Annotated in this window: 16 protein-coding genes and 1 other RNA gene; 7 read left to right on the top strand and 10 right to left on the bottom strand. The window is 56.4% G+C overall.

Annotation, left to right across the window (positions count from 1 at the left end; genetic code table 11):
• Positions 1 to 353: 353 nt before the first annotated feature.
• From hpsU to AC0QHF_RS13260, 7 genes are all read right to left on the bottom strand, one after another.
• Positions 354 to 947, bottom strand: a complete 594-nt coding sequence (gene hpsU, locus AC0QHF_RS13290; protein WP_324704698.1) for a hormogonium polysaccharide biosynthesis acetyltransferase HpsU — start codon at positions 945 to 947, stop codon at positions 354 to 356.
• On the bottom strand, positions 944 to 1,894 hold the full coding sequence (locus AC0QHF_RS13285; protein ID WP_324704697.1) for a glycosyltransferase family 2 protein: 951 nt from the start codon (positions 1,892 to 1,894) through the stop codon (positions 944 to 946). The genes hpsU and AC0QHF_RS13285 overlap by 4 nt, the downstream gene beginning before the upstream one ends.
• A gap of 158 nt (positions 1,895 to 2,052) precedes the next feature.
• On the bottom strand, positions 2,053 to 2,997 hold the full coding sequence (locus AC0QHF_RS13280; RefSeq protein WP_324704696.1) for a glycosyltransferase family 2 protein: 945 nt from the start codon (positions 2,995 to 2,997) through the stop codon (positions 2,053 to 2,055).
• 399 nt (positions 2,998 to 3,396) lie between these two features.
• A non-coding RNA gene (gene ssrS, locus AC0QHF_RS13275) (6S RNA) lies at positions 3,397 to 3,581 on the bottom strand.
• Between the two features lie 199 nt (positions 3,582 to 3,780).
• Positions 3,781 to 4,392, bottom strand: a complete 612-nt coding sequence (locus tag AC0QHF_RS13270) for a DUF3318 domain-containing protein (protein ID WP_324704699.1) — start codon at positions 4,390 to 4,392, stop codon at positions 3,781 to 3,783.
• A 169-nt stretch (positions 4,393 to 4,561) separates the two neighbouring features.
• Positions 4,562 to 5,272: a hypothetical protein gene (locus AC0QHF_RS13265; protein WP_324704695.1), complete on the bottom strand. Its 711-nt coding sequence runs from the start codon at positions 5,270 to 5,272 to the stop codon at positions 4,562 to 4,564.
• A gap of 96 nt (positions 5,273 to 5,368) precedes the next feature.
• Entirely contained in the window at positions 5,369 to 6,802 is a 1,434-nt protein-coding gene (locus tag AC0QHF_RS13260; RefSeq protein ID WP_324704694.1) for a NupC/NupG family nucleoside CNT transporter, read from the bottom strand.
• 77 nt (positions 6,803 to 6,879) lie between these two features.
• On the opposite strand from AC0QHF_RS13260, the gene AC0QHF_RS13255 reads away from it, so the two are divergent.
• The 3 genes from AC0QHF_RS13255 to AC0QHF_RS13245 all read left to right on the top strand — a co-directional run bounded on the left by AC0QHF_RS13255 (position 6,880) and on the right by AC0QHF_RS13245 (position 9,076).
• The gene (locus tag AC0QHF_RS13255) at positions 6,880 to 7,011 is read left to right on the top strand and encodes a hypothetical protein (protein WP_324704693.1); all 132 of its coding nucleotides are present in this window, start codon (positions 6,880 to 6,882) and stop codon (positions 7,009 to 7,011) included.
• 329 nt (positions 7,012 to 7,340) lie between these two features.
• Positions 7,341 to 7,610 carry a hypothetical protein gene (locus AC0QHF_RS13250; protein WP_324704692.1) on the top strand — a complete coding sequence of 90 codons (270 nt, stop codon included), beginning with the start codon at positions 7,341 to 7,343 and terminating at the stop codon, positions 7,608 to 7,610.
• Between the two features lie 143 nt (positions 7,611 to 7,753).
• Entirely contained in the window at positions 7,754 to 9,076 is a 1,323-nt protein-coding gene (locus AC0QHF_RS13245; protein WP_324704691.1) for an ABC transporter substrate-binding protein, read from the top strand.
• Here the strand turns inward: AC0QHF_RS13245 and AC0QHF_RS13240 are convergent.
• A complete protein-coding gene (locus AC0QHF_RS13240; RefSeq protein WP_324704690.1) occupies positions 9,036 to 9,272 on the bottom strand; it encodes a DUF4327 family protein in 237 nt (78 codons plus the stop codon). The two genes, AC0QHF_RS13245 and AC0QHF_RS13240, sit on opposite strands and share 41 nt — an antisense overlap.
• 366 nt (positions 9,273 to 9,638) lie before the next feature.
• A complete protein-coding gene (locus tag AC0QHF_RS13235) occupies positions 9,639 to 10,247 on the bottom strand; it encodes a carbohydrate-binding module family 20 domain-containing protein (RefSeq protein WP_324704689.1) in 609 nt (202 codons plus the stop codon).
• Between the two features lie 301 nt (positions 10,248 to 10,548).
• On the opposite strand from AC0QHF_RS13235, the gene AC0QHF_RS13230 reads away from it, so the two are divergent.
• Positions 10,549 to 10,773 (top strand): hypothetical protein, encoded by a 225-nt coding sequence (locus AC0QHF_RS13230; protein ID WP_324704688.1) that lies wholly within the window; start codon positions 10,549 to 10,551, stop codon positions 10,771 to 10,773.
• Positions 10,774 to 10,999: 226 nt separating this feature from the next.
• Positions 11,000 to 12,379 (top strand): IctB family putative bicarbonate transporter, encoded by a 1,380-nt coding sequence (locus AC0QHF_RS13225; RefSeq protein ID WP_324704687.1) that lies wholly within the window; start codon positions 11,000 to 11,002, stop codon positions 12,377 to 12,379.
• Between the two features lie 55 nt (positions 12,380 to 12,434).
• On the opposite strand, the gene AC0QHF_RS13220 is transcribed toward AC0QHF_RS13225, so the two are convergent.
• Positions 12,435 to 12,851 (bottom strand): hypothetical protein, encoded by a 417-nt coding sequence (locus AC0QHF_RS13220; protein ID WP_324704686.1) that lies wholly within the window; start codon positions 12,849 to 12,851, stop codon positions 12,435 to 12,437.
• A gap of 1,208 nt (positions 12,852 to 14,059) precedes the next feature.
• Here AC0QHF_RS13220 and AC0QHF_RS13215 point away from each other — a divergent pair.
• Together AC0QHF_RS13215 and AC0QHF_RS13210 are read left to right on the top strand one after the other, a co-directional pair.
• Positions 14,060 to 16,930: a cation-translocating P-type ATPase gene (locus tag AC0QHF_RS13215; RefSeq protein ID WP_324704685.1), complete on the top strand. Its 2,871-nt coding sequence runs from the start codon at positions 14,060 to 14,062 to the stop codon at positions 16,928 to 16,930.
• Positions 16,931 to 17,254: 324 nt separating this feature from the next.
• Positions 17,255 to 21,060: ExeM/NucH family extracellular endonuclease (locus AC0QHF_RS13210; protein ID WP_324704684.1), on the top strand; the 3,806-nt coding region annotated here is incomplete at its 3' end.

The following is a 21,060-nucleotide window of genomic DNA, read 5'->3' as shown; positions in this document are numbered from 1 at the left end:
TGCTCCCCCTTATCTCCCCCCTTACAAAGGGGGGTAGGGGGGGATGGGGGCGGGGGGGGATCGAAGGGGGATAATGGGGGATCATCCGTTTCTCATTCGAGGGGTTATCGCAGGTATCGCGATCGCGCGTTTACAGTTCCGGAAAGGGTAACAATAAATAAGGGGATGGAGCCCCTTGTTGTTCCCATCCCCACACCCCAGCGCTATAGCTACACAACCGGACGATCCACTTGCCGCACTGTTCGGCACATTAAGCGCTGAACATAACGATATTGCATCTCGCCACGAGGAATATATTGGAAAAGCCATTAATTAACAGGAGTTGTCCGGTGAAAAGGGGAACAAATACCCTCCTAGAAACCCGGTTTTTTCTCCTCCATATTCCGAGGGGAATGGGGGCGGCAGGGGGTTCCGAAGCAGATGTGGCTGGGAGGTAAGTCGCCGAAGACGCTCGATCGCGCTCCTACAACGGTATTGGCCCCGATCGCTACCCCGGGTCCGACAAAACAATCCGTCGCCACCCAAACTCCATCGGCGATCGCGATCGCAGCCGTTTTCAAGCCGAAAGCGGGATCTTGAATATCGTGGCTACCCGTACACAAATAGCACTTTTGGGAAATCACGCAATGGTTGCCGATTTCGATGCGATCGAGGCTGTACAATACGACATCATCCCCGATCCAACTGTAATCCCCGATCGCCACTTTCCAGGGGTAGGTGACTCGGGCGGTGGGGCGGATAATCACATCTCGCCCCACTTGAGCTCCGAACCGCCGCAGAATCCAACAGCGAATCCCATTAAACGGGTGGGGGGTGAGGGGAAAAGCGATCGCCTGCACCAGCCACCACAGCAAAATAAACCATCCCGGCTTTCCCCGATCAAACCCAGATTGATCGTACTTCCGCAGATCCACCCGGGCTTCCGTTTCTGGTTCCATACCCGTCATTTTTCCACCGTTTGAGGCACTGACGCAACCGCTGGGGTTTCTAGCGTTTTTTTCGTCACGTTCAACTGGCCGCCGAATTGCCGCAGTTCGTACAGTTTCACCCCGATTTGATATTCATACTGGCTCAACAAACGGCCGTAAATATATCCCGCCCGACCATCCAAAAAGCCCAATCGGAGGATGTAAAATAAGATAAATCGCAGCGTGGGTTTGAAGGGCAAACGCACCCAAATTTTCTTCAAAAAGCGTTTCCGCTGGACGGCATCTCCGAACAGGTTGGCGCCGATAGTCTGGCTGTCATCCTGGCCACTGAGAATGTTGTAATAAACCCGGGCTTCCCAGTTCGAGTAGCGGTTGTGGCGCTCGATCCAGTGGAACAGATCCCGGAAGTCTTCGTGGAGCATATCTTCTTTCAGATATCCTACCTTCCCCTCGGAAATGACGACGTGTTCATGAACTTCGTTGTCGCCGGTGTTGCGGACGTTCTCCGTGTTCAAGTTCTCGTAGCGGCCGAATTTGTGCTTGAATAACCGCAGGTTCCAGTCCGGATATTTGCCCCCGTGGCGAATCCATTTTCCCAGAAAAAAGACCCGGCGGTTGATGTAGTAGCCGGTATATTCGGGGTCTTGAATTTTTTGGGCAATTTCTTGCCAGGATTCCGGGGTGATGCGCTCGTCGCAGTCTACGATCAGCACCCATTCGTTGCGGAAGGGCAGATTTTCCAACGACCAATTTTTCTTTTTCGGCCAGGTGCCGTTGAAGTGGAATTGTACCACATTGGCCCCGAGACTTTCGGAAATTTCCACGGTGCGATCGCCGCTTTGGGAGTCCACCACGAAAATTTCGTCCGCGACGGCGACGCTGGCTAGACAGGCGGGGAGGTTTTCCTGTTCGTTTTTGGCAGGAATGAGAACGGAAACCGGGATTTTGGGTGCTGTCGGGGTCATAACAAAAAGCTGAATATCGTTAAATCGAGCGAGAGGTCGAAAATTGTCGGGAAGTCGGGATATCGGCGCCGATGGGGGACAAGAAAGTGAGTTCGGGTGGCGATGATATCCCTTGCCCATTTTATGCCGAGTCTTCCGGGGTCGGCTAGGGTCGCCCTTCATTCTTTGGGTTTGGGGGAGATGCCCTTCGAGCCGACCAGGCCCGCGATCGCCGCCCCCAAATAGCCGATCTGGCCGTAGGCGTAAACGAAATTGTCGAAGCGGGTGGCCGGCTGGTCGAAGTGCTTCAGGGACTTGTAGAGCCCCCGGGCGATGCGTTCGCCCCCCCGCCCCAGTTGTTTCCAACCCGCCCTTCCGGAGAGCTGTTCGCGGTAACATTCGCTGATCCCCTGCCACCACCCCCGCTCCAGGAACCAACCCCGCCTGATCCGCTCCGGGGCGACGTTGTGGGCGACCAGGGCTTCGGGAAAGTAGGCGACCTGCCAGCCCCGTTTCAGGGCTTCTTCGGTCATCAGCAGTTCCTCGTTGGAGAGCAACCGCTTCCCCACCCGGCCCAAATTGGGGTCGAAGCCCCCGATCTGGTCGAGGAAGGTGCGGCGGATGGCGTAATTTAATCCTCTCGGCGTCAGGCCGGGATCAGTAATGTTGACGATCGCATCCCCGAGGTCGTAGGCGCCGAGGTTTCCCGCCAAACCGGGCGAGAGCCATTGGGGGGCTTCCGTTCCCTCCGGCCAGAGCAGGGTGACGCGGCCCCCGGCGACGGCCAATTTTTCGTGATTTTGAAAGGCGTCGTACAGAACCCGCAGCCACCGGGAACTCGCCTCCGCATCGTCGTCCAGGTAGGCGAGAACGGGCGCCCTGGCGGTTTTGGCGCCGGTGTTGCGGGCGACGGACAGGCCGGTGACGGGTTCGTAGACGTATTGGAGTTTGGGGTCGGAAAGCCGTTGTTCGACCACTTCCCGGGTGCGATCGCCCGAGGCATTGTCCACCACGATCGCCTCGAAATGTTCAAAATCTTGGCTCAATATACTGTCGATCGCCGCGCCCAAATAGTCGGCCCGGTTGTGGGTGCAGATGATCGCAGAAATCAGCGGTTCTGACATGGCCGGAATTCCTCAATGTTGCCGAGATCTCGCCCAACCCGCAATGCCGATTCCCTGATGCGGTGAGATCGATTGACGGCGGGCTACAAAGGGGGGCGGGGGAACGCGATCGAGTTGATGCCGCTCGGATGTCAATCTGGATATCCTTTATTTTATCCGCATTCGTGCGTCGCGCCACCCCGGCAGACGAAAATAATTGATAATTGATAATTGATACCCGATCCGGTTATTGACCCGACAATTGCCGGCCCCCTAACTCCTCCCTTGACGAGCAGAGCCGCTTCCGTCCGACTTTTTCAGGTTTCATGCAAAAATCAGGGGCTTCGAGATGATTCTCGCTCCCGCAGTACCCTGGCTCTATTTCCGATCGCAGATAATTTTTGAGTGTTGTATCGAAATCGGTCAACCGCGACGCCGTCTTACCTCAGTTTTTGACCTGGATAAACCAGGTGGGTACCTCCGCCGAGTTTTAGGTTTCCGGATACTAAGCCCGGTTTACCGCCGCTCGATCTTTAGTGGTTCCCTTATTTTTCGAGTTATAGATCAAAAAAACGTTTTGGCAGTCACCAACGTCGCAGTCGAACCTTCCATCTATTATAGCCGCTTCCGGCAAACTGTCGAGGGGGTATTGGGAAAAGTTATCGCGTGGCGCGTCAGGTGTCCGGGGCGGAGGAGGCTTCGGTAAGCAGAGGGGGCGGAGGAGGCGGAGGAGGGCAATAAATTGTCAATTCTCCCTACACCCTACACCCTACACCCTACACCCTACACCCTACACCCTACACCCTAGTTTTCCTGTCGCAGGCGGTCGGGGACGCCTTCCGGGGACTGTTTGGCGATCGCTTTGAGGTTCTGACACCGCACCAGTTCCATGAAATTCAAGCCGGAGCGCCCCTCCAGTTGGGCTGCAGCCGCGATCGCTTCGGCCAGAGCTCGGGCCGCGTCCGCCTCGGTGTAGCCCCGCCGGGTCGCCACCCGCACCGCCGTCTCGTCAGCCTCCAACTCCACCTCAGAGCGGCGGTTCGACTGCCAGATGCGGCGCAAACCGATGGCGGCCAATCCCCCGGCCAGGACGATCCCCACCGCATCCTGTTGGGCGAGTTCCACCCCCGCCCCCACCAGTCCAGCGACCACCATCCCCTGATTCAGGTCGGGTTTGAACCAGCGCACGTTGCAGGCCCAACTGACGGTTCGCAATAGTAATAAATCCCGCTGTTGTCTGGACAATTGCTCCCACAACTGAAAATTGATCGAGATCGGGCGGGTCGGTTTCCAGGGCAGGGGAAACGGAGTCTCGATGACCGCCGACTGGCGGGGGTTGCCGCCGAGTCGGGCCATCATCCGACCCGAGGCGGGCATCAAGTCTAACAGGTGACGAATTTCGGCGTCCGGATTGATAGCCACTTTTACCACTTTTAAAAGTCAAAAGTCAAAAGTCAAAAGTCTAACGCTGGGGGCCGGGTGGGGGGGTTGGGGGAACAGGGAGCCGAAGAAGAACCCCGATCGGATTTTCCTCCGGTCGCCTCCGGTCGCTTCCTGTGCCCCTGTGCCCCCCAAACGCCATTTTTCAAAGGGGTTGCAGGGTATCGGATAGGGCCGCGATCGCGGCATCGATATTTTCCGCCCCGGCTTGTGTCGCCGAAACCAATAATATCAGGATGCGATCGCCCACTTGGCGGACGAGGATCGATCCGGTGATGGGCTGGGTGTTGGCCCCGATTTTCAAACTCCCCGTCCACGGCATCCGAATTTCTCCGGCACCGACGGATTGGTAGGTTCCCGGGTCGAACCCTTCCCCCCGTTCAAAGGTTTCGATCGCGATCTGGGCCAAACTCGAATCTGGCAGGGCGCGATCGCTCTCCCGGGGCTTCGCCACCACAGTATAAGCCAAATTCCCGTCCGGCGCTTCGAGCAGGGGAGAATTGCCCGCGAAGCCGACATTGTAATCCTGGAGAATCCCCACCTCGAACTGACCCCGGGGATCTTGGTAGGCGCTGCCGCTCAGGGGCAGGGGTTCGACGGCGGGTTCCGGTTCCGGCGGGGGCGCGGGTTTCGGGGTGGGAGAAGCTTGGGGAGTCGGCGAGGGAGACGGGGACGGAGAAGGGGATGCCGTCGGACTCGGAGAAGCTGCCGGGGAGGGGGTAGCCTCCTGGGCGATCGCGAAATTCCCCCCAAAATTAGCCGCGGGAACGCCATCGCCCCACCGGCCGAAAATCAAAAGCAAGAAAGCCGTCAAAATCCCCAATCCGACCGCCCCGAGGCGTTTCCATTTCACCATTTGTCAAACCTCTCCATCATTCGTGCAGTTACCATCGCCCTTCACCAGGGTAGGGAAAAAATTATTAATTATTAATTGTTAATTATTAATTGTTAATTATTTTCCCAAAATTGCCGGGTTGCCGAAATCGAACACCCCCGCGACGCACCCGGTCATCAGGGTCGCCAACGTTCCCGCCCAGAGGGCTGTGAAGCCGAGGGAGGCGACTTCCGATCGCCGGGTGGGGATCAGGGAAGACAGGCCCCCGACGAAAATGCCGTAGGAGGCAAAGTGGGTGAACCCGCACAGGACGTAGCTGACGATCAACATGGCGCGATCGCTGATTTCCCCGGCGGCGTTGAGTTGGGCGAGGGCTTGGTAGGGGGGGACGTTCGTTTCCAGGAGGCGGCGCCCGATCAGGACGGAGGCCTGCCAGAGTTGTTGCCACTCCAGGGAAACCCCCGTCAAAAAGGTCAGTGGCAGGAACAGGGCGCCCAAAATATTTTGCAGGGTGATGACGCTGAAAAGATTGCCAGTCCAACGAAGCAAAAAGAAATTGCTCGTCGAGAGTCCGGCCAGGGTCGCGAAGGCCAGATTGATCAGGGCCACCAGGCCCAAAATGGCGATCAGGGCGGCCGCGATGCCCACGGCCATTTTCACCCCGTCCAAGGCCCCGCCGATCAGGCTGTCCACCGGGTTGGGGAGGGTCGCCCGGTCTGGCTCCGGCTCTTCCGGGACGCGGCCCATCGTCTTCGGTTTTTCGGTTTCCGGGAGCAGCAGTTTCGAGATCACGAAACAGGCGGGGATGGTCATCAGGGAGGCGGAAACCAGGTGTCCGGTGATGTTGGGGAAAGTGGGGCGCAGGAATCCGGCGTACAGGGCCAGCACCGAAGAGGCGATGGAGCCGAAACAACTGGCCAAAATGGCGCAGAGTTCGCTGCGGGTCATGTCCAGCAGGTAGGGTTTGACGGCGATCGCGGATTCGATGCCGACAAAGATATTAGCCGCCCCCGAGAGGGATTCGGCCCCGCTGATCTGCATGGTTTTTTGGAAGATCCGGGCAAATACCTGCACGACGGGTTGGATGATGTGGAGCCGGTAGAGCAAGCTCACCAAGCCGGCGAAGAAGATCACCTGGGGCAGGGCGCGGAAGGCCAGGATGTAGCCGAAGCCCGGGTTGATATTGTCCGGGCCGATGCGATCGCCCGGGACGGCGACGAAGGGCGTCCCCACCGCCCGGGCGATCCAGCGGCCGGCCGGGCCCGGGCCGGCGCCGAAGTTCGGGTCGGCGACCAAAATCGACTGCGGCCCGCCGAACAAAAATCGCGCTCCGGCCTCCGAGGCGTCCAGAATGGCGTTGAGGAGGCTGCTGAGTCCCACCACCAGTTGGCTGCCGAACCCGAACACGATCAGCCCGATCGCCATCTGCAGTCCGATTCCCCAAAAGATCGTCTTCCAGGGAATGACGCGCCGATTTTCGGAACCCAACCAGGCGATGACGCACAAACCGGCGATTCCGAGCAAGGAAATAAAATTGAGGAGTGGATTCATGGGTCCTTCCGTAAGTTTGGACACTCAGCCCTTCGACCAGGGGAGATCCGACCGGTGCGGCAGTTGCGACTCCGGAAATGACCCGTTTTGACGGCGACAATCCCGACATCCGCCAGACCGATCGCGCCCCTTCGTCGGGTCGCGCACACCTGCATTCAAACTGCGATGAGAAGACTCGGATGCCCACCTCCACTTCGGCCGGGAGATGAGACGGATACCTCATTCGCGATCGGATCGATAATAAGGAATATTGCCTCATGTCGGCTGGCAATACAAGTATTTTTCACAAATTCGATCGCCGGCGGGGGCGGGTTCGGGGGGCGCAGATGCGGACAAAAATGAAGGGGTCGCCCCGCGAGAACCCCGGTCCTCCGGGGAAATTCCCGGCTCTTTTGAGGAGGAGAAACTCGACTCAACCCGTGGTGTCGGCGGGGTGGGAATCCGGATGCGGGGGATCTCGAAAATCCCGCGCCGTCATCTCCGAAGAGGTGTCGGGAGTATGTCAGAATAGGCACAAAACCGTCTGACTGTTGCCAGTATGGATGCTTTCCTACCCACGCCGCCCGACTGGACCGCCGATGCGGTCCACGCCTTTGAATTTTGCTGTCCCCGGTGTTCAGCCGGCAGTTTGGAGGCTAAACGAGTGTGGATCAACCGCCGATCGCCCGTCTACGGGGACGACAACCGCCGCCGGTGGCAGGAATTCTACGAGTGCGAGTGCGGCTGCGTGTGGTGGGCCTGGAGCAGCGATCGCCCCCCCTCCCAATTGAAGGCCCCCGGCGATGATGACGATTCGGAGCTGGACTGACGGCCTGATTCGGGTCGCTTTTCTTCGCCCCCGATGCCCGCGATCGAGCGATCCCCGTGACGTTTGGACTCGATCGCGTCAATATAGAAAAGCCCGATCGTCGATTCGTTCAGCGTCTCATTAAATCTATGAACTGGCATGGGATGTCCGCTTCCAGACGCATCTTTCTCCAACAGTTGGGTTGGTCGGCCCTCGGCACCCTGGCGGCCTGTCAAGCCGAGAATTTGGTCGATACCCGACAACCGATCAAAATTGGGGCGATGTATCTGCTCGAGGGAGAGTTGGCCGCCTACGGACAATCGGCCCGGGACGGGGTCAACTTGGCTGTGGAGGAGATCAACCGGACGGGGGGGGTGAACGGACAGCCCGTCGCGGCTTTGTTTGCGGACGAGCGGGATACCATCCAAACCGCGCGACGGCTGGTTTTGCAGGAAAATGTCAATTTCCTGTTGGGGATCGACAATTCCAGTCACGGAGAAATCCTCGTCCCCACGGTTCAGGAATTGGAGCGGGTTCTGATGGTGACTCACGCCGCGAGTGCCGAAATCACCGGCCAACTCTGCAACCGGACGGTGTTCCGCTGCAGCGTCAACAGTTTCCAAAACGCGACGGCGGGGGCGGAGGTGGCGGCGGGGGAGGGCTATCAAAAGTGGACGACTATCGGCCCGGACTATACCTTCGGACGCCAAAGTTGGGACTGGTTTCGCCGGGGGTTGCAGGGGCGGCGGGAGGGGGTGCAATTTTTGGAGAAGACGGCTTTTTCCCCTCTGGGAACCGGAAATTACAACAATTTTATCCGCACGCTTCAGGAGTCGGGCGCCGATGCCATCTGGTGCAGTTTGTGGGGGGACGACTTGGTGACGTTTGTCCGCCAGGCGACGAATTTGGGCCTGTTCGATCGCTTCCCGGTGTTTATGGAACTCGGCGCCGCCATGGAGGTGTTGCAGGCCCTCGGGAGTCAGATGCCCCTGGGGCAGTGGGTGGGGAGTCGCTACTGGTGGCAAACCCCCGATACGCGGGTCAATCGCGAGTTCGTGCGCCGGTTCCGCGATCGCTACAATACTTATCCCAGCTATAATGCCCAAAATGCCTATGTGGGCGTGCAACTGTTGGCGACCGCCACCAACCAAGCCGGTTCCACGGACTCCAATGCGGTGATCGATGCCCTGCGGGGGCTAGAATACGAGGCGCCCATGGGAAGGTTGACGTTGCGACCCCAGGATCATCAGGCCGTCGTCAACGTGACCTGGGGAAAGACGGCGGCCAGCCCGGATTACAATTTCCGCATTCTCGACCCCATCCGGGTTTTCCAGGGCGAGGCCGTCACCCCCCCGCCGGAAGCGACGGGCTGTCAGATGGGCGTCGCTGACGCCCGCCGCAAGTCTCGCCACCCGACGGGGGATGCTGGCGAAACAGCGATGACTCTCAGTCTTCTTTCCAATCTTCGCGGCCCAACAGGTCGATGACCCGATCTCGGAGTAGAAAATCATTTCTCTCTAACTCGCACTCCACCCAATCCCACTCCCGGGGCGGGATATATTGGCAGAGCGTGTAGATCGGTTGTTGGCGGTTGATCAGTCCCTTTTCGACGAGATGGCGGGCTTCATCTCGAATGACCGCGATCGAATATTTGACGGCGACCTTTTGAATAGCTTGCACCATAGGATGACTCCCTACCCGCTTTTTCGGGTAAATTAACGAACGGTATCCGGGATTCCCCTGACGGCAGTTGTCGAAGCTGAGGGTGACTCACTTCGACATTTATAGCGCGGCGCGCAGGTAATGGGGAATAGGGAATTGGGGAATGGGGAATGAAATCACCTTGAAATCAGGGGTTCAAGGTTTGTCCCTCCCAGAACTGTAAACAGACGAGCGCGCAACGCTAAAAAACTGGGCTCCCCAACTCATATTGTCTGTCAATTGGTTTACATTTCGCGAATATCTTTACTATTTTTAACAAGAATCTCCGCTCCGGGGCGATCAAAATTGATTTGAACAATTGGCACGGTTGAGTTATAATTTTCTGCGTTAACCCTTGCCTTCGTTCGGGAACGTCAGCACCCCCGGCTGAAGCACGGGGGTGCTGACCGGCGGCGGGTTGGTAATATAATCATAATCGATACTGGGATAAAGTGCGATCGCCCGTTCCGGATCGCTATCCCCCAACGCCGGAATATTTCCGAGTACATAAATCTTCTCTCCCACATCCGTCTCCGCATTGTCGCAGACAAAATTAACCGAAGTTGTCGCTGCCGCCGGTTTCCCATCGAAGACGAATATTTTTTGAGCCTCAACATCCATTTTACCAGACTTGGCGCGGATGTGATTGTTTCCCATCGAAATCCAGCCACTTTCGGCATTTTCAAATGCTTTTAAATCGGAATATTCGCTCAATTCCTGATTGTTGAAAGTGAGCGATCGCGCCCCCATTCCATCTACAATTAAATCCACAACGGTCGATGGCGCGATCGCCGCCCCCGCCAACGGCTTGGAACCGTTCACATCGACCGCAGGTTCCACCGTCACCGAGACAATATTGCCCGTTTTTTGCTGTCGAATTAAAGTTTTGAATTCCTGGCCTAACCCGTAAACTTCATTTCGATGATTGGGACAACTGGATTTAGTGAACCGACACACCTTAAATGGTGGGTTACGTCGGATTGCTAGATTGCCATCACAGCCTGGGTTTCAGCCGCCTAACCCACCCTACACGAAAGCACATTTTTAGCCATGTCGGTCCAGTCGGGTGGGTTAGGCGCGGCCGTAATTTTTCGGAAAAACCGACAACTTTTCATCCGCGCCGTAACCCACCATAAAAATTCAAAATTCAAAACGGAGCATCGGGCATCTTGCCTGTAGATTCAGATCGGATCCCCTCATTTAAGATGAAACAGTCCATTACGAATCTACTTGATTTTTCAGATCAGAGGTGAAAACCATGCCCGCTCAAAAAGGTTTTGATACCATCACGTTTATCGCCCGTTTCGGTTTTGGCTTTTTATTCGGCGGCATCGTCACCGTTTTATTGACCCTCGGTGCCGATCTCACCATCGCCAGCATCATCGGCGTCTTCATCCTGGGGGGAGTCATCTGCGGATTGCTGACGTGGCGTTACGGCGATCGCGCTTTGGCATTTTTCGCCGATCTATTTTCCTGGTGGTAATTTGAGATGATTGAACATTGCGATCGCCCGGGAAAATTATCGTCGAGGTGGGCAGGCGCGGAGGCAGAGCCCCTACAGTTGCGATCGCGTCAAAGCCCCCAGAATTGGGGGTTTGGGGGTTGGGGGAAGCCCCCAGAATTGGGGGTTTGGGGGCGCGATCGCTCCTCCCCTTGATCTGCCCCCGAGCTAGAATCTACAATCGCAGAACCTAAAATATCATCCGCCCATGACCAGCCCAGCGACAATTTGGCAGCAGTTCACCCTCACCCACTTTTCCCCCCACCGATGGCGGGGCGGCAGTTTCCTGTATCGCATCGGCGGCAGTTTGCGATCGTGGCGGCAGGGGAGTTGGCTGCTGGAGTGGGGCGAACCCCTGGGGGCGATATTGGCGGCGCTGATTTTCGGCTTCGGGCCCTTCGTGGGGACGGCTTTGATTGGGGTGTTGCTGATTGCCTGCGCCGGATTTTGGGTGATCCTCACCCTCAGCGACGATCCCTCCGAAGTGGCGTTTACCCCCATTCACCTGCTAGTTTTACTCTACTGGGGAATTTCCACCGTCGCCACGGCCCTGTCCCCGGTGAAGGAAGCGGCATTCAGCGGTTGGGTGAAATTGACGCTGTATTTGCTGCTATTCTTCCTGATGGCGCGGGTATTGCGATCGCCCCGCCTGCGATCGCTCTTCATCACGTTTTACCTGCACATCGCCCTGATTGTCAGCGTCTACGGCCTGCGACAGTGGTTTTTCGGGGTGGAGGCCCTGGCGACCTGGGTCGATCCCACTTCTGCCCAGGCGGACCTGACCCGAATTTACAGCTATTTGGGCAATCCCAACCTGTTGGCGGGTTATCTGATTCCGGCGGTGGGTCTGAGTTTGGGGGCGATTTTCGCTTGGCGGGGGCTGATGCCGAAGTTGCTGGCGATGACCATGACGGTGATCAATTCCGCCTGTCTGGTGCTGACGTTCAGCCGCGGCGGGTGGATCGGATTTGTCGCCGCAGTGTTGGCCTTCGCGATTCTGCTGCTGTATTGGATGAGTCAGTATTTCCCCCCGTTTTGGCAGAAATGGGCGGTTCCCGCCGGGGTGGCGGGTTTGGCGGTGTTGCTGGCGATCGCAGTGGTGACGGTGCCGCCGTTGCGCGATCGCGTGGCGACGATTTTCGCGGGACGGTCCGACAGCAGCAACAATTTCCGCATCAATGTCTGGACATCGGTGATCGAAATGATCCGCGATCGCCCCATTCTGGGCATCGGGCCGGGTAACGACGCCTTCAACAAGGTTTATCCCCTCTACATGAAGCCCCGCTACTCGGCGTTGAGCGCCTATTCCGTCCTGCTGGAAGTGATGGTGGAGACGGGTTGGGTGGGGTTCGCGGCCTTTGTGTGGCTGCTGGCGGTGACGTTCAACCAGGGCTGGGTGCAACTGCAACGCCTGCGGGAGTGGGACAACCCCCAGGGCTTCTGGCTGATCGCCGCGATCGCCGTCATGGCGGGAATGCTGGCCCACGGCCTGGTGGATACGGTCTGGTATCGCCCCCAAATTAATACCCTCTGGTGGCTGATGGTGGCGATCGTCGCCAGCTATTATGTTCCGCCTGAGAGGGCGTAGGAATAATTGACAATTGACAATTGATAATTATCAATCCATTTCCCGACTCCCGCCCCTAGGCCCCAACCCCACTTAAAGACTTCCGGGAAGCGGTTTTGAGGGCGGCGAGGCGGTCGATCTGGCGGTGGAGATGCGATCGCCCTGTGGTTGTTAGTTGCAGGTGGGTGGGGAGGTGGTAGGCATTCCAGCGGTAGCCGTCGGTGGCGTGGGGCAAAATTAGCCAGCGGCGGTAGAGTTCGCCCCGGGTGATATCGTTGCACAGGGGCAGCCATTCGGCTTCGGGGAAGGGATCTTCCCGGCGATCGCTCAGTTCCAACCACGCCCAGAGGATGCAGGCTTCGGGGTCGGAGAAGGATTTTCGATGCAGGAAATAGCCGCGATCGCCTGTACCCGCGATCCGATATGTCCCGACAATTTGATAAATTTTAAATTGATTTTCCCACAAATGGAACGTTTCGATCGATTTTAACATCGGTTGCTGAGTCCCTAAATCGGCTGTCGTTCTCGTTCCTCACTTTAATGCCCCATCACCTTAACTCGGCGAATGGGAGTGCCACTTTTCCACTTGGAAGCGATCGCAATCGGCGCACTTCGCGAATCGGATTCCGAATCCGGTCAATTTCACGGAATTTTGAGAGTCCCCGGAACCCGAAGTTCGCCCTTCCGGCATTTTCCCGGGCGGCACAATTTTGCAACATTTACTGCCCATCTTATTGACCAGGATAGCACGTTTTCGGAGGCGGACGGCGCGGGTGCGGGGGAGACGGGTTCGGGTTTCCCCCACTTCGGGAACGGCGGGAAGGGGCGCCGTCCCCCGACGCCATCGGACTCGGAGCGAGCGACACCCACTTTATTAACAATCGTGAAGATACTTGACTGAATCGGCGCACTCCCGTTTTTTTTGTAAAGTTTTTTAAACCCAGAATATGTAGATTTTACTAAAATATGCGCCCCCCCGTTCCGGAGTTTTATACAATTAAAAGTAAGGGCAAGCTCCGGCCGCGTCTTCCCTCGATGGTTCTCCAACTGTCTCCGGGGAGGGAACTCGGGAGGGGGGCGATCGCGAACTTTCTCAATTCTCCCCTTTCCCGTGGGATTGGCGGGGTGCGAGTGGCTGTCAATTTCTCCCATTTCTCCATTAATAACGATGGATGTGAGGTGAAGTTGACAGCCAGAATATGGCGCTGTCAGAGTCGCCAATTCGCGATCGCCTGCCCTCCCTCCCGGTCAGAGGAACTTCTGAACAAAATTTTTGCAATTGCTCGTCTCACAACCACGGCAAATGATGAAAACGGCAATAAAAATTATCCGACAGGAACCGATTCCCAGAGCGCCGTAACAAAAAAAAATCTTTAAATCTGCCAATTGACCGTCTCTGTAAGCGTCGGGAACGGGGAGTATTTCCAATATAATTTTGGCATCTACCGACTCGATACATCTCACTTTTTAGCGATATTTGACCGCCCTAAAATCTTTAAAAATGTCGTATTTATTGCGGTCAAATCAATGGTTATTTTGGTCGCAAATCTCGTGGAAATTTTTCCATAAAAATGTGGTCTCAAAAACGATATTTTTTCGATTCGAGATATTCGATAAGCGGGCTTATCGCCGTCCTCAACTCTCATCCTGCGGGCGATGAATTCGCCCGGTTACTGTACTGAACCCGAGGAATTTAAAGCGATGTCATTTCCAACCACGTTACCCAAATCACCGCCGGCCTACCCCACCCGGATCCGAGCTTGGCACGCCTGCTCCGTCCGGCAAACCGTCGAACTCGCGGGGGTCGATCCCGATCGCGGCCTGCGGGACTCCCAGGTCGAAAAACGACAGCAACAGTACGGATTAAACGAACTGCAAGAAACCGGCGGCCGCAGTTCCTTAGAAATTCTCTGGGATCAATTTACCAACGTCATGCTGTTGATGCTGATCGGCGTGGCGGTGGTGTCGGGAATTTTGGACCTGCGGAGCGGCACCTTTCCCAAAGACGCGATCGCAATATTTGCGATCGTCATCCTCAACGGCGTCCTCGGCTACGTCCAAGAAAGTCGGGCGGAACAGGCCCTAGCCGCCCTGAAGCGGCTCTCCTCCCCGAAAGTGCGGGTGCTCAGGGAGGGCAAAATCCTGGAAGTCGCGGCCAAAGAACTCGTCCCCGGCGACGTGATGTTCGTGGAGACCGGAGTCCAGATCGCCGCCGACGGGCGCCTGATCGAAGTCCAAAACCTCCAGGTGCGGGAGTCAGCCCTCACCGGGGAGGCGGAAAGCGTCAGCAAGCGGATCGACGTCACCCTGCCCGAAGATGCGGCCCTCGGCGATCGCGTCAATTTGGTCTTCCAGGGGACCGAAGTCGTCTGCGGACGGGGCCGGGTCATCGTCACCGAAACCGGCATGAACACGGAAATCGGGCGCATCGCCGGGATGTTGCAGTCCGTCCAGACCGAAGACACCCCCCTGCAACAGCGGATGGGGCAACTGGCCCAGGTGTTGGTGGGCGGCTCCCTGGCCCTGGTGGCCCTCGTCGTCGTCGGCGGCATCTTGCGGATGGGGGTCGATCACTTTGAACACCTGCTGGAAGTGTCCCTGAGCATGGCCGTGGCCGTGGTTCCCGAAGGCCTGCCCGCCGTCGTCACCGTCACCCTGGCGATCGGCACCCAGCGGATGGTGCGGCGCGCCGCCCTGATCCGCCGCCTCCCCGCCGTGGAAACCCTCGGGTCCGTGACGACGATCTGCTCCGACAAAACCGGCACCCTCACCCAAAATAAAATGGTCGTGAAGCGGGTGGAAACCCTCAACCACGGCTTCCAAGTCACCGGGGAGGGGTACGCGCCCTGGGGGGACTTCCTCTATCGGAAACAGTTAGAGGGCGATCGCTGGTCCTACGCCCCCATCAAGGGGGAACACTGGTCGGAACTCAAACCCCTGCTGATCGCCGCCGTCCTCTGCAACGACGCCCGACTCCAGGATAACAAAGGCGAGTGGACGATTTTGGGCGACCCCACCGAAGGGGCGCTGCTGTCCCTGGCCGGAAAATTGGAGATTTTCAAGGAGATTTGGGAGCAGCGGATGCCCCGGATGGCTGAATTCGCCTTTTCCTCCGAACGCAAGCGCATGAGCGCTATCTGCGAAGCCGGGACCGTGGCCATCGAACTGCCCGCCACCCGGTTTCAGATGTTCGTGAAGGGGTCGCCGGAGACGATTTTGAAGCGCTGCTCCCAAATTTACGTCAATACCCAGTCCTACGGGACGTTGTGGGAGCGGACGGGATTTCCGGAACCCAGTCAGGCGATCGCCCTCAAACCCAAACACCGCCAGCATATCCTCGATCAGAGCGATCGCATGGCTGCCGAAGGCCTGCGGGTGATCGCCCTGGCCTACAAACCCCTCAGCGATATTCCCGTCCCCGGCATGGAGAACGACGTCGAACAAGACCTGGTGTGGCTGGGGTTGGTGGGGATGTTGGATGCCCCCCGCCCGGAAGTCCGGGAAGCCGTCGATCGCTGTCGGGAGGCGGGCATTCGCCCCGTGATGATCACCGGCGACCACCAACTCACGGCCGCGGCGATCGCCCGAGATCTCGGAATCGCCGACGCCGACGAAATTTCCCTGACGGGGAAAGACATCCAGCGCCTCAGCCAGGGGGAACTCGAAGAACAAGTGTCCCGGGTCAGCGTTTACGCCCGCGTCGCCCCGGAACACAAGCTGCGGATCGTCCGCGCCCTGCAAACCCGGGGGGAATTCGTGGCGATGACGGGGGACGGCGTGAACGATGCCCCGGCCCTCAAACAGGCGGACATCGGCATCGCGATGGGCCTGACGGGTACCGACGTCAGCAAGGAAGCCAGCGACATGATCCTCCTCGACGACAACTTCGCCACCATCGTCGCGGCGACGGAGGAGGGGCGGGTCGTCTACGGCAACATCCGCCGGTTTATCAAATATATCCTCGGCAGCAATATCGGGGAAGTGCTGACGGTGGCCGCCGCCCCCGCCTTCGGGTTGGGGGCAGTCCCCCTGACGCCCCTGCAAATTCTGTGGATGAATTTGGTGACGGACGGTTTGCCGGCTTTGGCGTTGGCGATGGAACCGCCTCAACCTCAAGTTATGCAGCGATCGCCCTACAATCCCCGCGAGAGTATTTTCGCCCGGGGGCTGGGTTTTTACATGGTGCGGATCGGCTTGATCTTCGCGTTTATCACGATTATTTTGATGGTCTGGGCGCACGGTTTCACCCAGCAATCTGGCGATCCGGAACGGTGGAAAACGATGGTATTTACCACCCTCTGTTTGGCGCAAATGGGGCACGCCTGGGCGGTGCGATCGAGTACCCGTCTGGCGGTGGAGATGAACCCCTTTTCCAACCCCTATTTGCTGGCGGCGGTGAGCGTTACGACCCTATTGCAATTGATGCTAATTTACGTCACGCCGCTGCGGGAGTTCTTTGGCACCCAATTGTTGAGTGCGGGAGAGTTGGGGATCTGTTTGGGATTCAGCATCCTGATTTTCGTCTGGATTGAGTTTGAAAAGCTGGTGAAACGCCGGTGGCAAAAGAATTAGGATGTTTTCAGAAACCGGGTTTCTACGGGAATTTTGGGTGGCAACCCGAGATCTCGGAAGAAACCCGGTTTCTTTTCGTCGGTGGGAGCGATCGCTCATCTTCGGGGCGGCGGTTAGGGATGCGATCGCTTTTTCGCCAATTTCCGTGAAATTACCGAAGACGGGAATTGATTTTTAGGATTTAATGATATCGTTCAGATCAGATCCTTGGCAATCCTCCCCGATCTGCCATGGCGAAGGGGAGGAGTTGGAGCGTTCTGAGACTTCCGAGTATTTGACCGGATTTGATCGGACTGCACGAAAAAAATCAGGGTGAATTTGAGTATGGATATCTTGATTTCTGAGTTCGTCGAAGGCAGCAGTAATAATAAAGCGCTGGAACTCTACAATCCCACCAACAGCGCGATCGACCTCGCCGCCGGGAATTACAAAATTGAAATGTATTTTAACGGCAATACAGACCCGGGAGTGACCATTAATTTGACAGGAAATATCGCCCCCGGTGAAACGTTTGTATTTGCTCATGGTCAGGCAAATAATGCCATCTTGGAAGTGGCAGACCAAACCGGTATATTTGGTTATTTCAACGGTGACGATGCAGTTTTAATCAATAAAAATGGGGTTATTATTGATGCGATTGGAGAGGTCGGATTCGATCCAGGAAGCCAATGGGGCAGCGGAAATACTTCCACCCAAGACAATACCATTCGCCGAAAAAGTCACATCATTTCCGGCGATACAAACCCGAATGATGCCTTCGATCCCAGCCTCGAATGGGAAGGGTTTGCCAACGATACCTTTGACGGATTGGGTTCCCATGATGTCATCGATACGATCGCACCTATTGTCAGTAATTTTACCCCCGAAGACGAGGCTGATGCCGTTGCCATCGGCGCCAATTTGGAGATTCAGTTCAATGAAGCTATCCAGGTTGGAACGGGCAATATTATCATCAAAAGAAGTGACGAAAATACAATTTTTGAAACCATCGATATAACCTCTGATCGCATTAGTATCAGCGATGACACCGTAACCATCGACCCCAGCAGCGATCTCGATCCGTCCAGCAATTATTATATTGCAATTGATGAGGGGGCGATCGCGGACATGGCGGGAAACAATTACGCCGGAATTGATGATCACACCACCTGGAACTTCACCACGCAAGCAATTACTAAAATCCACGATATCCAAGGCGACGGTGCATCCAGTCCCCTGGGGGGTCAAACCGTCACCGTCGAAGCCATAGTCGTCGGCGATTTCCAAACCGGCTTGGGCGGATTTTATTTGCAAGAAGAAGATGCAGATATTGACGGGGATGAAACCACATCAGAAGGGATTTTTGTTTACAACAATAGCTTCGATATCAATGTCGGCGACAAAGTCCGACTCACCGGGACGGTTGAGGAGTTTTTTGATTTAACTGAAATCAAGAATATCACCGATGTCACGGTTATCAGTTCGGACAATACTTTGCCGACTGCCGCCAACGTTTCACTGCCTGCCGCCGATTTAGAACGGTTTGAAGGGATGCGGATAAGCTTTTCTGATGTCCTCAGCGTCACCGACCTCGACCCACTCGATCACTTCGGAGAAATCCAACTTTCCCAGGGGGGGCGACTCACCCAATTCACCCAAGAAAACGCCCCCAGCGTAGACGGATACGACAGTTATTTGCAGGATATCGCCCAGCGGACGATCATCCTCGACGACGGTCAAAATAATGAAAATCCCGCTCCGATTATCTACCCCGACGGCAGCTTCGACACCGGCGATTCTCTCCGCCTGGGCGATACCGTTACCGACCTGACGGGGGTGCTGCACTACAGCTTCGGCGAGTATCGCGTAAACCCGACAGAAACCCCGAATTTTGAGAGTGTAAATCCTCGTCAGACCACTCCCGACGAGGTGGAAGGCGATCTCAAAGTTGCCAGTTTTAATCTTTCCAATTATTTCACAACTTTGGGTTCTCGGGGGGCGGGTGATGCGGAGGAGTTAGACCGCCAAACGGAAAAACTGGTGACGGTTCTTTCTGGCATCGATGCCGATGTTTTCGGATTGGTGGAGTTGGAGAATAATTATAGTGAAGGGGAAAATAGCGCGATCGCATCCCTAGTTGACGCCCTCAACGCAGCAGTCGGGGCGGGGACTTATGCCTACGTCGATCCGGGGACGAATGTCGGCGACGACGAAATCGCCGTCGGCGTGATTTACAAACCGGAAAAAGTCAATATTGCCACCGATACCAGCGTTGCAATTCTCTCGGATTCTCACTTGCCAGACGGGTTCAGCGGGCCGATATTCGACGGCGGAGATACCAACCGATCGCCCTTAGCCGTCACCTTTGAAAAAGTCGCGGGGGGGGAACAATTTACCCTCGTCGTCAACCACCTGAAATCTAAAGCCGGAACCGGGACGGGAGACGACGCCGACACCGGAGACGGACAGGGGAATTTCAACGAAATGCGATCGCGGGGTTTGCAGGCGATTGATGTCTGGTTGGAGGGCGACCCCACCGGCGGCGGCGACAGCGATTTTCTCATCGTCGGCGATTTCAACGCCTATTCTCAAGAAGATCCGATCGCCTTTTTTAACACAAAATACGATAACCTGATTGACAGCGAAATCGGTTCCGATGCCTATTCCTTCGTTTTCGACGGACGAACGGGTCTCCTCGACTATGCCTTCGGCAGTTCCACCCTCACCCCCCAAGTCGGCGGCGTCACCCAATGGCACGTCAACGCCGACGAAGCCGAAGTCCTCGACTACCGCGAAGCCAGCCTGTTCGACGGCGGCACCCCCTACCGGGCCTCCGATCACGATCCGATTATCGTCGGTTTGCGACTCAACGACGCCCCCATTTTGGACGCGAGTGGCGATCCGACCTTGACGGCAATCGACGAAGATCCCATTATTAACAATGGCGATAGTGTCGCAGATGTGGTGATCGACGGTGCGATCGCGGATACGGCGGTTGTGGAGGCGATCGCGGTTCTGACCGCCGACAACAGCAACGGCACCTGGCAATTCTCCACCGACGACGGCGACAATTGGGGTAATTTCCCCGCCGACTTGGCCGCAGACAAGGCCCTGCTGCTGGACGAAACGGCGAAAATCCGGTTTGTCCCCGACGAACACTTCAACGGAACTGCCAGCTTCAGTTTCCGCGCCTGGGATCAAACCGTTGGTGGCAACGGCGAGACGGGAGTCGATACGACCGCCAACGGCGCCAATACCGCCTTCAGTGAGGCGATGGAAACAGCCACCGTGACGGTGAATCCCGTCAACGACACCCCGACGGCATCCGACAACACCCTCACACTCCCAGAAGATACCGGCCACACCTTCGCCGCCGCCGACTTCGGTTTCGAGGACATAGACGGCGACACCCTGGCATCCGTCACCATTACCAATTTACCGGAGGCTGGAACCCTGCGACTCGGCGGGACGGATATCGCGGAAAATCAGGTTCTTGCAGCCGCCGACATCTCCAACCTCGTCTTTACTCCGGATACCGATACCAACGGCGAAAATTACGCCAATATCGGATTTACCGTCAGCGACGGAAACGCCGACAGCGAAGCGGTTTATACCATCACTTTCGATGTCACCGCCACTGATACAGATTCCGAACAAATTGACGATTCCGAACAAATTGACGATTCCGAACAAATTGACGATTCCGAACAAATTGTCGATGCCGAAGAGATTGACGATTCCGAAGAGATTGACGATTCCGAAGCAATTGACGATTCCGAACAAATTGTCGATTCCGAACAAATTGTCGATTCCGAAGCAATTGACGATTCCGAAGAAATTGTCGATTCCGAAGAAACTGAAAATTCTGAAGAAATTAATGATTCCGGAGAAACCGACACTTCTGAAGAAACTGTTGAACCAGAACAACTTTTCGATTCCGAAGAAATCGATCATTCCGAAGCAATTGACGATGCCGAAGAAATTGAAAATTCCGAAGAAATCGATCATTCCGAAGAGACTGTCGATTCCGAAGAGATTGACGATGCCGAAGAAATTGAAAATTCCGAAGCAATTGACGATTCCGAAGAAATTGACGATTCCGAAGAAATAGATCATTCCGAACAAATTGTCGAACCCGAAGAAATTGACGA

It is taken from the genome of Lyngbya sp. CCY1209 (assembly GCF_055795065.1).
This window is presented reverse-complemented; position numbering and strand designations above follow the sequence as displayed.